We start from the raw sequence: 12,131 nt of genomic DNA on the forward strand, positions 1-12,131 counted from the left end.
CCCGTCTGCGATAACTCTGAGGTGTGCTTCATCCCACAACGGCTTCTACGCAAATTAGGCGCGCGATGCTCACGTGCCGACAATGATAATCCGGCCCTTTGGCGATCCGCGTGGAGGGGGATCGCCCACCCGCAAGGGCCGCTCAAAGAGCGGATCTGTACAAGCGCATGACTGGCCGCGACGATTCAAAATTTGAGGCAGCGCGGAAGACCGGACAGACCGCGCGGATCGGCGCCGGCGTTTGCCGGCGCTTCACCCTGGTGCGCGCGAGGAGCGGAGCCCCATAGTTCTTCAAGAAGAAAAGAAGCGTATCGGCGAAAGCGAAAGCGGAGCAGCTCGCGGGTCGGGAGACCGGTTAAAGGGCAGCCGCAGGGGCGTCAGCATAGCGCCGCTTGACGAGCGGGACGCGGGACCGACTGCCCCAGGCGAGCGGCTCAAGAACAAACTTCACAACTCGTTGGTATCAATTTTGCATTTGTGATATCGTGTCAGTGTTGTGCATGTCGATACTCGGCATGTGCAAGTTCACTGAGCCAATTTTTTGAAGAGGACGACATGGCCAAGAAAGCGAAGAAGGCAAAGAAGACCGCGAAAGCCACCAAGAAGGTGGCAAAGAAGACGTCACGGAAGAAGTAGCGGTATCCACGAAGAGAAACTGCGGATCCGGATCGAAAGCGGACGCAAACAAATCTCTTCAAGGATCTGCAATGTCCTTTGCGACCGTTCAGGCATCGCGAAGGAACGAAAACACGAGATCGGACCTTTGTGCAGACGGCGGCGGCTGCATAAAGGTCCGGTTTTTTTGTGCCCTGGCGACGGGTGATCTGCTCTTGCGTGAAGGATCGATGCCGGATGGCCGCGACGCTCTTGCGGCGCGGTTCACAAGAGCCTGGTCCGCGAAATGCGGACGTGCCCCTTATCCGGATTCAATTGAAGCCGCGGTTTGAGCGCGGCCGCACCAAACGCACAACCCCTTCTTGCCCGTTGCGCGGTTTGGCTCCGGCGCATACTTAGCAAAGCTGTTGGCCGGAACCAGACCGTGGTTTTCCGGCTTCAACCAGCCGCGCCAATGCGGCGAGGTGGTGTTGCGGATATTCGGGGAAATCCACCTGCGCGGCGGCGGCATTCGATGACGCTGCTGATGACTTTGAATTCTACGGCGAGGTAAAGATCGTCAAGCTTCAAGAAAGTTACATATTACCGGCAAAAGAATCGAAATCGCCGCATTCCTATTCTGACCTCGATTTGATATACCGCAAACAATTCATGGCTCCAGCGGGTATTCATATTTGCGCAGAATACGGAGCGCTGCCATGATCCTCGAGCGCTTATCCAAAGAGCACAGCAATATTGAAAAGCTGCTCGCCATTCTTGAGCGAGAGCTTGAAGTTTTCGACCGCGGAGATCGTCCCGACTACGAGGTTATTCGCGCGATTATCAGCTATTTCGAAGTCTACACAGAAGTTTATCACCATCCCCAGGAAGAATTGGTCCTTGCCAAACTAACGACGCGCGATCCGGGCGCGGCAGCGAAGATAGGTGATCTTGTTCAAGAACATCGCAAAGGAGCCGAACGGCTGTACCGTGTCGCTCACGCGGTCAAGAACGTGCTAGCCGATCGCGAACTCCTTCGGGAAAATGTCGATACCGTCATTCGCGACTTCATTACGGGCGAGCGGCGCCATATGATGGCGGAAGATCGGCATTTCTTTCCTGCCGCGCACAAGGCCCTTAAACTTCAGGACTGGGCGGAAATCGCGTCGGCCGTGACGGCGCGCAAGGATCCGCTGTTCAGCGATATCATAGAAGATCGTTTTGCTGTGCTACGCGAGCATATCTTGCGACTGGAGCAAGAGGCTGAAGCCGAACGAAGGTAGTCACGGTTATCACTTGTGGTAGCAAGAATTTGGAAGGCAATGAAGGTTGATGTCTATCTGACAAAGCTCAGATAGGAGGCGAGCGCCTCAATTTCCTCGGGTCCGAGATGACTAGCCACCAGCGGCATCGGCGATCCCGCGGTTGAATGATATCCTTGGCCCCACTGTTCCAGCCGCCCCTTGACATAAAAATAGGCCAGTCCTCCGAGGCGCGGGATGTCTCTCACGCCCTCGCCATCGGGGCCGTGACAGGCATAGCAGGAAACGACGTTGGCTTCCGGGATCCCCTGCATGAAGATCCGTTTTCCCTTTGCAGCGAGCGCACTGTCGCCGTCATTGGCGGGTTTCGGCCGGATCGACGCGAAATAATTAGCCAGATCACGCACGTCGTACTGACTAAGCGTGGCGACTGCGTTCCACATATATTGCCTGGAAAACGGATTATCCCGCGTATGCTCGTGGAAGCTCTGGATCTGGCTCATGATATATTGCGGACGTTGTCCAGCAAGCCGTGGCGCAACCGTGTAACCCTGCGCCTCCGCGCCATGGCACCATGTGCAGTTACGAACGGCGGCGCGGTCGTCGGCCGCTGCCGGAACGGTGGACGCGACCATCGCCAGGATCGCTAATTTCAGCCCTATGCGCTTCATGATTCCAAGCTTTCGCGCCTCATACATTCACGGAAAAATCGCCGGATGCGGCGGGAACACTCACTGCAACGTACTGACATAGGCCGCCACCGCTTCAATCTGTGGACGCGTCAAATTGTGCGCCGTCGGCGCCATGATCGCGGAGGTGTCAACTGCCGTGCCCTGGCCCCGTTCCTTGCTCCAGCCCGCCAACTGACCGATCATATAGGGATAGAGCTGGCCCGCCAGTCTTGGAATTTCGTTCTGGCCGTGGCCGCCCGCGCCGTGACAGGCCGAGCAAGCCGGAACGTTGGATTCAGGCAAACCTTCGTCGTAGATCCTCTTGCCTGTCGCCAGCGCGCTCCTCGGCGCGCCACCGAATGGCGGCGGATTGAGATGATGGAAATGGTTGGCGAGAGCCGAGATCATCGACGGGCTCAGCACATGCGCGACGTTGAACATGATCGGGTTGGTACGCCTTCGCTCGATGAAGGCCTTCAACTGAGCCTCGATGTATTCGGGCTGCTGGCCCGCAAGCCGCGGCATCGGGAAATATCCAAGATAACCCTGGCCCGAGAGGCCGTGACAGGTCTTGCAATATTCAAGTTTGGCCTCAAAACCGCTCTTTGCAGATGGAAGCCCTTCCTGCGCGACGGCGCTGATTGAAAAGACCATCATCAGGATCGACGCCTGTAAAGCCAGCAGCAAGCCAGCCGCTATCGTTCGGCTCCTCTTCGTGCCGTTCATCCCATCCGCGTCGATTGAATGGGTTCCGGGCATTACCAACCGGCCCCCCAGATATGGAAGTTGAGACCGACCTTGATGACTTGGACGCTTTGTTTGACGTTCACGACGCCCGTGGCGCCGCTGAACTGGTCGGTCATCAGAATGTTGCCGTTGCCGAATCCGTAGTAGTTGTATTCGACGTTCATCGACCAATGACGCGTGAACGCCCAATCGACTCCGCCGCCGGCAACCCAGCCGTAGCGATTGTCCGCCCCTTGAAAGTGGAAAGGTCCGCCGCCGTTGAAGTCGCCGCCGCTGACATCGTATTTGTCGCCGGCCACCGCAACGCCGCCGCGGGCATAGACAAGGACGTTGTTGAAGGCATAACCGATCCGTCCCGTTACGCTCGCAAGAAAATCGTTATTGGCCTGCACGAGCGCGGCTTGTCCCGTGAACGGCAGGCCGACCAGTGAACTGGCCTTCATGGTGGTGCCCGACGCCGTTCCTTCGATGCCGATGACGGCGTTGCCCGCGAACTGGTAGTCGCAACCGATTTCGCCGCCGATCACCGCGCCGGTCGGCGACGTGGTGACGGTGGTGACGCCGGTCGTCGTGCCTGGACCATTCAGCGTATCCTGCACGAGCTGCACCGGGTCAGTCATGTCCTTGGTGGCTCTGCCGCCGCCGACATGCCCACCGAGATAGCATCCCGTCCAGCTGAACACCGCAACAACCGGCACTTCGGTTTTCATCGGCAGGTCGGCGGCAAGCACCGGAGTAGCGAGGCCGGCTGCGAGCGCTGCCACTTGGACGAAAAGAACTTTCTTCATCAGACCATCTCCGAATACGGCCATGTCCGCCTACATCGCAAACCAGGCATGGAGGAACAGCGTGTTGTTGTCGTGGGGATTGGTGGTGTTGGCGAAGTTCACGTTCAGCTTGTTGTAATAGGTGTATTGCAGGCCGATCCGCGCGTTGAACCACGGCCATCCCACCATCTTGCTGGCGCCGAACGGGATGTAGGCGATCTCCGCCGTCCAGCCGTTACTGTTAGGCGTCAGCGGGAGGCCGTTGGCATCGAGCCCATACAAGCCGGCATCGGCGGTGCCCCAATTGTTGAAATATTGTCCGGTGAATACGACCCGGTTGTCAGCGCCGTAAGCAAAGGACGCCTGCAGCTTCAGACTGTTCAAGAGGTCGTTCTGATTGGTCGGGAGGCCTGTTGGTCCGAGGTTGTTGGTGAATGTCGCATCCAGCCGCTGGAATTCGCGAATGTAGCTGCCGCGCAAGGTCAGCCACCAATTGTCGCCCTGATACTGGTACTGGGTATCGAAGCCGATGTCGGTGAATCTATCCGTCTGCGGAAATACCGCGGTCGAGAACGTTGCGAAACTGGCATCGACCCAGGGATGGACGTTGAACTGCCCGCCGAACGCGCCGACCATCAGCGTGTTTCGGCCCCAATGCGGCTCCAGCGCGACGCGCCAATAGGGCGAAATGCCGCCGAGCTGTCCGGGCGCCCCGAACGGGTCGGTGCCGAGACTGTTTTGCGCGCTAAAGCCGAGCGTCTTGTAACCCGTCAATTCGAGATAGAGCAGGTCGTTGATGAAGGCATACGTACCGACGCCGCCGACATGCGCGGCGAAGGCGCCCTCGATCACCGTTCCCGGGTTTTGCGGACCGAAGATGCTCGACGCCGCGTATGGGAAGCCCCATGCCGGCGTCGTGTTCCAGACGTCCTGCACCGTCGGATTGTTGTTGGCGGTGATGCCGTAGATGATATCGAGCGGACCGAAATGGGCGGTGCTGGCGTAACGAACGTCGGTATTGTCCCATGTCCAGGTGTGGCGGTCGAAGGGATCGGCCGCGGTGCCCGGCCCGATCGCATTGTAGGTCACTTGCGCGAAAGCGCCGATATTGTCGGTGATCGCGCCGCCCCAGAACCCGCTGAAGGGCGAGAGCACAACGTTGTTGTTCTGACTGTACGGATCCGGCGGTCCGCCGGTGACGATGCCCAGATCCGCCTGGGTGTGGGTGTAGCCGACAACGGCCATCATCGAGACCGGCGGGACCCACTCCTTGTCTTCCTCGACCTTCTTCGGAGCTTGCGGAGGCAGCGCCTTCACATAGCCCATCATCTTCTCATATTCGGAGCGGGCATCGCGCGCGACCTGCGATGAGAAAGGGTTCGTGCGGAATTCACCCCCGCCGGTCGTGTAACCGAGCAATTTGAAACGCCGGCCATAGGGCGTCAGCGCTGGAAAATCGGTGTGGCAGGTGCCGCAGGGCTGGCCGGTCTGCCGGGCGAAACTCGGCAACGCCTGCGCCGGTGACGTAAAGCCGAACGTGAGGCATCCAATTGCGCCGGCAACAATCGCCGCGGCCACCACGATCCGGTGTTTGCCAAGGCGTCCGACGATACGACCGACTTGCCCCCGCATTGCGCGCAATCCCGTTCAACGCTCCGTGCCGCCGTCGCACGAAAAGGACGATAGGCCATGAACCGGAAAACCCAACTGCAAACCTTGCGACTGAGTCAGTTTTGGTAGAGGCGCGTCATTTCGGCAACCATTGTTGCACATACAACAATCACTTCCAGCAATTAATGCATCCGCTGTTTGCCGGATTCCGACAGTGAAGGTACAACCTGTTTTTCATAAAAGCTTGCAAATGCGTTCGAGCGATCATCTTAATCTGGATCGCACACGAGCTGAAAAATTGAACTGGATCGAATCCCACACCACGGCGTACCGTACGAACGATTCAAAAAGGCGACGGGCTCATGCGGATTTCATCGGCGTTGTTTTCGGCAATGATATGTCTTTCGGCTTGCGCGACGTCGCACGCGCAGGAAAGGAGCAAGGACAAGGCCGAGGTTTCGCAAGCGGCGCTCAAGGGCAAGATCGACTACTGCAAGACCTGTCATGGTTTGCAGGGTCAGGGATTCCGCGGCTCGTATCCTATGCCTCGACTTGCCGGACAGCAGCCCGAATATCTCGTCAATCAGCTACAGGCTTTCATCGAACGCCGGCGCAATAATCCGGTCATGTTCAATGTCGCCCACGTACTCACGCCGCAAATGGAGAAGGCTCTCGCCGAACAATTCAACCATCTCGACCCGAAGCCGCTCGGCGGCGGGCCGAAGGAAAACCTGACCGAGGGCAAGGACATTTATCTTAAGGGCATTCCGAAATCGGACGTTCCGCCTTGCGCTTCCTGTCACGGCGACGACGCCAAAGGACGTGACGCGTTTCCGCGCCTGGCGGGACAACTTCACGACTACGTCTACAAGAAGCTGACGAACTGGGACAAGGAACGCGGCCAGGACAAGAACAATCCAGACAACTCCGCCATCATGCAACCTATCGCTCACAATCTGACGGACGCGCAGATCCGCGCGGTGGCAGGATATCTCAGTACGATCGAGTGAGCTGTTCGCAAAATCCGGGCCCCGGCCCGTTCCTCGACGGAAGGCCTTCTTGCTGAAAATCAAATGAAGATGCGTGTGGTTCTGACGATCGATCTTCTTTTCATTTAACTAGGAAGGACAACGAATCATGACAGATGAAAGCAAAGTGTCTCGTCGTCACGTATTGACCGTTGCGGCCGGCGTAGCCGGAGCAGTTACCGGCGCGGCCGTCATTGGAACGACGACGCCAGCACGGGCAGCGAAAGCACCGCAGAAGGCGGTGAAGTATCAGGACACGCCGAAGGGCGACCAGAGTTGCGAAAACTGCGCCCTGTTCGAGGCGCCATCTTCGTGCAAAACCGTCGATGGAGTCATTTCGCCTCAGGGCTGGTGCATGGTGTATGCAAAAAAGCCCGCTTAGCTTTCGAGAAATGCGTCAGCGGCCGGATTGCCGATATCTTGCGCTGTGTTGATTTCCGGATGGGGTTGATAGGTGATTAGCGGAACCAAGCCGCATAAAATGAACGCGGCAAAAGTACTTAGCGCAGCCAATGTCGGCGACTCTGGAGTCGGAGCAAGACCGTACTCCTCCACCACCATGGTTTTTACCAGCGCAGCGCTCCGCCGCGATCCTCACCAATCAGACGATCCACGCAGGGCCGCACGGGACGCGATGCAAGGCCGCCGCCTTAGCGATGCACGACGCTGAGAGAGGCCGTTACAACTCGAACAACATTAGTTGTTCATTCCGTAGATTCCTCGCGGAGTACAAAAATGGCCCACCACGTCCTGCTCCACTTCGCCGCCCAGGTGCTCGTCCAGGCGCTGCAACAGCCCCACCAGCAGGCCCGCCGCCCGCCCAAGCAGCTGGACATCTACGCCGTCGGCGCCGGCACGATGGGCGCCTCCGCTCCGCGCAAGCGCTGCGCACCATAGGCAGAGCCGCTCTTCACAATCCGCGCGTTCTCAACCGGGTCGTATAGGGTTTCAACGTCCCAAAAGGCAACGACCAAGGTAGTGCTCGACGAGGACCGCGCATGAATCCTTCCGCCGGTGCAGAGGGTGGTAAGGTCTACCCGTAGACCTCGGGACCATTAGCGCCGGTGGAAATACGCGATCGCTGTCGTCCCGTGAAAGCGGCATTCAAGCTCACCCCAATCTGTTTCGCTCAGTTCGGCGGGATACGGGGAGACGCGCTGGGCCTTCCAAAGAACCTGCTGTATCGCCTGCTGGATCGCCGCTTACGCGGCCACCTGCTCGGCGTCTTCGCGTTGAAAAATCCGAGACGTGCGTCGCGATCCCTTGGAGCAGGCTGCGAACGGTTGTCAAATCTAGAAGTCGAACCGAGTGTAATTCGATTGCCACTGAAACGACCAGATTTTCGCCGCTGCAGCCGCTAACGCTCGTCACTTCGAGAACACCGAGCTCAGCCCGATTGTAAAAGATGGAATATCGCCGCCCGAAATCAGGTGGAAAATCCCGAGAGAAGAGCCGAAACTCATTATCGGCCAGTTCTTGTAGACGCCAGCCGTCCTGTATCCACTCGAACCAGGAGTTTACGACTAGTCCGAATTCGGAAAAATCGTAAAAGAACGAGCGCTTTTCGTCGAACATCGTGCCTACAAACGTGCCTTCCCATCTCTTTAAGGGGCTTATCATCATCAAACGTTCATTTGGTGGGCTTGCCGTGCTTGGCCTCAATGCGCTCGCTGCGCGACAATTCGCGGACGAATTTTTCTGAAGGCCTCGGTGGTCTTCGGACCGCCTCGCGCCAGAGATTGATTGTCGCGAGAGCGATTGCGGCCACAGCTATTGTTAAAAATATGGTCATGATCGCGGCCCCGTTCGCGAACGTCTACTAGCGTCGCCAGCGCCGCATTCGTTGCAGTCTGGTACATAGCCCGGACCTTGCCAACTAGAAGCGCGCTAGCCGCGGTACATTACTTGCCCCCAGCCCCAAGAACTAGCGGCTTCACGGCAGCGCAAATCGGCGGAATCAATGGGGCATGCGGCAACAGAAGATTACGCTAGGAGAGATGCGGGAGAGCGGCACGCGCGGGCTTTTGGCTTATTGCTCTGACTACAAGTGCAGCAACCTCCTCAGGCTCGCGCCAGAACGCGTCGATGCGTGGGCGGACGACGTGAGGATTTCGGACATCGAGCCGAGGTTCGTTTGCACGAAGTGCGGCCTGCGCGGTGCGGAGCTCGGGCCTGACTTCCTGCCCTCACGAATGGGCACGGGCACACGATGATGCGCAAGCCACCCGACCTTCCGGCCGCCGTTGTCCGCGCCTTTGCCAAGGACAAGCAGGCGTACTTTGCAGAAAGTGACGCGACGCGATCGCCGGCGCCAGCTCAACGCGCTGAGGCGGTCAGCCGCCCGGAGAAGCAGTATCAATTTGTGCTGCTTCTCCGGCGCGACGACCGTTACTTCACAGGCGGAAGACCGGCTACGGCAGCAGGCGTTGGATTATTCAAACACTTCGGATGTCCGAAGCCGCTGGCGCTCTGACCGACGCCGCCTTGGCCGTTGGGAGCCTGACCTGTTCCACCGGTGCCGTCTGCATTTGGCGCTATATCAAATACGATGTTGTCCGGGTGCGCCGCGTCAGCGACCCCTCCAACCCCCCGGAATTCGTCGAATCCTAGAGCATGGCGGACCCGCCAAGCGACCATGTGGTCGGTGCATGATGTGTCGCCGCTAACGCCGACGCCCCCCACTTTGCTGCCGTTCTTATAAAGTGCGAGCCCCCCGCCGAAGACGTTCACGCCTCCGATGCGCTTGCCGACCATGGGATCTGAGGCGGTGCCGAAAGAAAGGCTGCTGAATGGATTTGGATTGAAACTAGCCTGGCTGATTCCGGAGTTGCCGAAACCGGGTTGGTTGCCATAGGCAACGGCCGTATCCACCGGATTGCTGTGTTGCAGGCCATACAGGCTGCCGCCGGGTTGCACTGCCGAGAATAGATTGGCGGTCGACAAGGCGAGGCCGGATGGAAATAAACTCCCGCCAGGTGTTTCGTTGTGACCTAGGCTGAAATCGTTTGCGGTATTCGCCTTCTGTGCAGAGATCACGCGGCTCCCCAGCCATTGCGAGTCGAACTGGCTGCCCGAGAACGCGACGGCGCAGACCGTGCCATCGTTGTCGACGAGTGTGCCCCACATGTTGAAGCCTAGACCGCCGTTGGCCCCCGAGGCCGGCGTTATGGCGCCTATAAGCGCTGCACGGAGTAGCGAAAAGCTCGGCAGAGCGCTGCAATCCGCAAAGGCTGGACCGGTTAGTAGAGTAATCACGAGGGCGCTCATCGAACATGAAAGCGCTCGCAGCTGGATGTTCATTGTGACCTCCTCTGTACGATGGGTCGAATATTTAAGAAGACAGCGCAGGTCCCATCGTGCCTGCGCGAAATGAATGCGTTAGTATTCCTCCGGCATCGGCCTTGGGGGCGGCAATGCCAAAATCTTGTTTTGAAAACAACAATGCAGGGCGGATCCTCCTAGAGCGGGGAAATGCCTGCCTACTCATATTTGCAGCCGGTCAAACATCCTACCATTTTCATGACCGATCAAACAACTGTGGTTGGAAAACCCCAGTGTTGTAACACCGCCACAACGTCCGGCGCTTTCGCCAAGTTGGGTCGCGTCGTTTTGACCTCACGTCTGCGATTTCCGGTCTGCCCCCTTCGTCTCACGTTTGTACGCGCGGGCCGAGACCGGCTTGTAAGCTCCCGCAGCGTTGTTATGAAAAGCTTTATATCGTTACGGTGCTAGCCGGAGGCGCAAATGCAGCGCCCTAGCCAGCAGTTAGCCAGTGGGTCTCCCTTCAGCCGTTCTCGCCTGACAACCGGTCGGCTCGGAGCTGGACCGCGCACTGGTCCGCACGGCGGCAACGCTCTCACTCAAGATCGAGGAGATGGAGGCCGCGCAGTTGCGCGGTGAGCCAATGGACGCCGGGGACCTGACCCGGTTGGCGGGCGAGCGCCGCCGCACGCTCGCGGACCTCAGGCGGCGGGGCGAGGCGACATCCCCAGCCCCAATCAACCTCTTCGATCAACTTGCCGCCAACGCGGATGAAAATGAGGACAACGACTGATGCCGCGAGCCGCGTCCACAAAGAAGCCGGTGATCGAATCCCCGAGCCTAACCGAGGCAAAGGCGCGGTCCAAAAGAGTAGCGCCCAACATCATCCAGACCTTGAACAGCCCGAAGCTCTTCAAGCCGTTCTTCTCTGCGTCGAGTTGGGACAATTGGAAGACCGTGCTCAAGGCTGGCGACGGTCTCCCGATGACGGACGCCGAAACAGAGTTCTTTAGGTCCATCGCTGGGGGGCGCGAGCCGCCCACCGGCAGGATGCGCGAGCGGTGGTGGGTAGTAGGGCGCCGGGGTGGCAAGGACAGCATCGCCTCCTTGTTGGCAGCGCACACCGCCGCGCTGTTTGACTCTCCGCATCTCCTGCGCGGTGGCGAGCGTGCGCTCGTCCTGTGCCTCGCCGGGACGCGACGCCAAGCGCAAATCATCTTGAATTACATCCGCGACTACTTCGTGACCGTCCCGCCGGATATCCTCCTGCTCCCTTTCCGGAACGATGGCGATATGCCTTCGCTGACGGCCAACAGTTGTTACGACGCCATCTATTCCGCCGTAAATCTAGTCGCGGAAATAGCTGATCCTGAGATCCCGCGCGAACCTAGCGCGGATCGCCTCTTCGGTATGGCTGTGCTCTGGTTTGACTTCCATCAATCATCGCTCGGACTGCCGGCTCCATGATACGATTAGCCATGTCCATGATAGCCGTTGCGCCGTCTTCACCCAGCAAATCCTTCGCTTGAACTTGCGCAGCTTCCCATGCGGCTTCTACTCGACTGAGCAGATCCGTGCCTGCCGGTGTCAACACGATCGGCTTGCTTCGTCCGTTTGCTCCGTAGCGAAACTCCTCGGCCCAGCCTTCCGAGAGTATCGATTTCAGGTGTCGCGTCAGGGTCGAGCGATCTAGATGTTGCTGGCGCCCAATTTCTGCACGGGTAGCAGGTTGTACTTGGTAGATCCCCACCAATAATGCGAACAGAGCCGAACTAATTTCAAAGGGCCGGAGCGCCTCGTCGTAAATTCCCGTGACGACCCTCGAAATCAGGCGGGTGCGCGTAACCAGACAAACGGCGCCCATTTTAGCAATCATGTCCATTGTCCATGTACAAATCCCTCTCTCGAGAGCTGGTCGAGCACAGATTCTTGGTACCGGAGACTAACCCTATCGACTTTGCGAAAAATCAAAGATCTTGCTTTGAAGCGCGGCGTGACGTCTCGGGGTGCATCGTAGCTGCGGTGAATGGGCACCCGAGCGCAGCTTCCATTTTGGTTGCGGGGATAGGATTGAACCTATGACCTTCAGGTTATGAGCCTCCATTTGCGTTGCACTCGCGGCCCGATGTGGCGGGCCCTGCAGGCAGGTCGCGCACTCTCAGCACACCGAACCAAGGAGTCTTATGAGGG

13 protein-coding genes and 1 pseudogene are annotated in these 12,131 nt (G+C 58.5%); 6 read left to right on the forward strand and 8 right to left on the reverse strand.

The window, feature by feature from the left end:
• Nucleotides 1-958 precede the first annotated feature (958 nt).
• Nucleotides 959-1,135: pseudogene (locus WB528_RS15560) on the reverse strand (SOS response-associated peptidase); the annotation flags it as partial.
• A gap of 178 nt (nt 1,136-1,313) precedes the next feature.
• Here WB528_RS15560 and WB528_RS15565 point away from each other — a divergent pair.
• Nucleotides 1,314-1,877 carry a hemerythrin domain-containing protein gene (locus WB528_RS15565; RefSeq protein WP_423889305.1) on the forward strand — a complete coding sequence of 188 codons (564 nt, stop codon included), beginning with the start codon at nt 1,314-1,316 and terminating at the stop codon, nt 1,875-1,877.
• A gap of 53 nt (nt 1,878-1,930) precedes the next feature.
• On the opposite strand, the gene WB528_RS15570 is transcribed toward WB528_RS15565, so the two are convergent.
• The 4 genes from WB528_RS15570 to WB528_RS15585 are packed head-to-tail and all read right to left on the reverse strand — an operon-like array spanning nt 1,931 to nt 5,673.
• Nucleotides 1,931-2,527, reverse strand: coding sequence for a c-type cytochrome (locus tag WB528_RS15570; protein ID WP_423889306.1), 597 nt, complete (start codon nt 2,525-2,527; stop codon nt 1,931-1,933).
• A 60-nt stretch (nt 2,528-2,587) separates the two neighbouring features.
• A complete protein-coding gene (locus WB528_RS15575; protein ID WP_423889307.1) occupies nt 2,588-3,253 on the reverse strand; it encodes a c-type cytochrome in 666 nt (221 codons plus the stop codon).
• 32 nt (nt 3,254-3,285) lie between these two features.
• Nucleotides 3,286-4,062 (reverse strand): outer membrane protein, encoded by a 777-nt coding sequence (locus WB528_RS15580; protein WP_423889308.1) that lies wholly within the window; start codon nt 4,060-4,062, stop codon nt 3,286-3,288.
• Between the two features lie 30 nt (nt 4,063-4,092).
• Nucleotides 4,093-5,673, reverse strand: coding sequence for a cytochrome C (locus WB528_RS15585; RefSeq protein ID WP_423889309.1), 1,581 nt, complete (start codon nt 5,671-5,673; stop codon nt 4,093-4,095).
• A gap of 341 nt (nt 5,674-6,014) precedes the next feature.
• Here WB528_RS15585 and WB528_RS15590 point away from each other — a divergent pair, with 341 nt between their 5' ends.
• Together WB528_RS15590 and WB528_RS15595 are read left to right on the forward strand one after the other, a co-directional pair.
• A complete protein-coding gene (locus WB528_RS15590) occupies nt 6,015-6,662 on the forward strand; it encodes a c-type cytochrome (protein WP_423889310.1) in 648 nt (215 codons plus the stop codon).
• 127 nt (nt 6,663-6,789) lie between these two features.
• Nucleotides 6,790-7,062 carry a high-potential iron-sulfur protein gene (locus WB528_RS15595; protein WP_423889311.1) on the forward strand — a complete coding sequence of 91 codons (273 nt, stop codon included), beginning with the start codon at nt 6,790-6,792 and terminating at the stop codon, nt 7,060-7,062.
• Here WB528_RS15595 and WB528_RS15600 read toward each other — a convergent pair.
• A complete protein-coding gene (locus tag WB528_RS15600; RefSeq protein ID WP_423889317.1) occupies nt 7,059-7,253 on the reverse strand; it encodes a VIT1/CCC1 transporter family protein in 195 nt (64 codons plus the stop codon). The genes WB528_RS15595 and WB528_RS15600 overlap by 4 nt on opposite strands.
• 162 nt (nt 7,254-7,415) lie before the next feature.
• On the opposite strand from WB528_RS15600, the gene WB528_RS15605 reads away from it, so the two are divergent.
• The gene (locus tag WB528_RS15605) at nt 7,416-7,577 is read left to right on the forward strand and encodes a hypothetical protein (protein WP_423889312.1); all 162 of its coding nucleotides are present in this window, start codon (nt 7,416-7,418) and stop codon (nt 7,575-7,577) included.
• 1,491 nt (nt 7,578-9,068) lie between these two features.
• Here the strand turns inward: WB528_RS15605 and WB528_RS15610 are convergent.
• Nucleotides 9,069-9,980 carry a GlcG/HbpS family heme-binding protein gene (locus WB528_RS15610; protein WP_423889313.1) on the reverse strand — a complete coding sequence of 304 codons (912 nt, stop codon included), beginning with the start codon at nt 9,978-9,980 and terminating at the stop codon, nt 9,069-9,071.
• A gap of 574 nt (nt 9,981-10,554) precedes the next feature.
• Between WB528_RS15610 and WB528_RS15615 the strand changes: the two genes are divergently transcribed.
• Nucleotides 10,555-10,734, forward strand: coding sequence for a hypothetical protein (locus WB528_RS15615; protein ID WP_423889314.1), 180 nt, complete (start codon nt 10,555-10,557; stop codon nt 10,732-10,734).
• A complete protein-coding gene (locus WB528_RS15620) occupies nt 10,734-11,408 on the forward strand; it encodes a hypothetical protein (RefSeq protein WP_423889315.1) in 675 nt (224 codons plus the stop codon). Before WB528_RS15615 ends, WB528_RS15620 begins: the two co-directional genes overlap by 1 nt.
• Here WB528_RS15620 and WB528_RS15625 read toward each other — a convergent pair.
• Nucleotides 11,329-11,823: a MarR family winged helix-turn-helix transcriptional regulator gene (locus tag WB528_RS15625; RefSeq protein WP_423889316.1), complete on the reverse strand. Its 495-nt coding sequence runs from the start codon at nt 11,821-11,823 to the stop codon at nt 11,329-11,331. The genes WB528_RS15620 and WB528_RS15625 overlap by 80 nt on opposite strands.
• Nucleotides 11,824-12,131 lie beyond the last annotated feature (308 nt).

It is taken from the genome of Bradyrhizobium sp. (genome assembly GCF_049586575.1).
Taxonomy (GTDB): Bacteria; Pseudomonadota; Alphaproteobacteria; order Rhizobiales; family Xanthobacteraceae; genus Bradyrhizobium.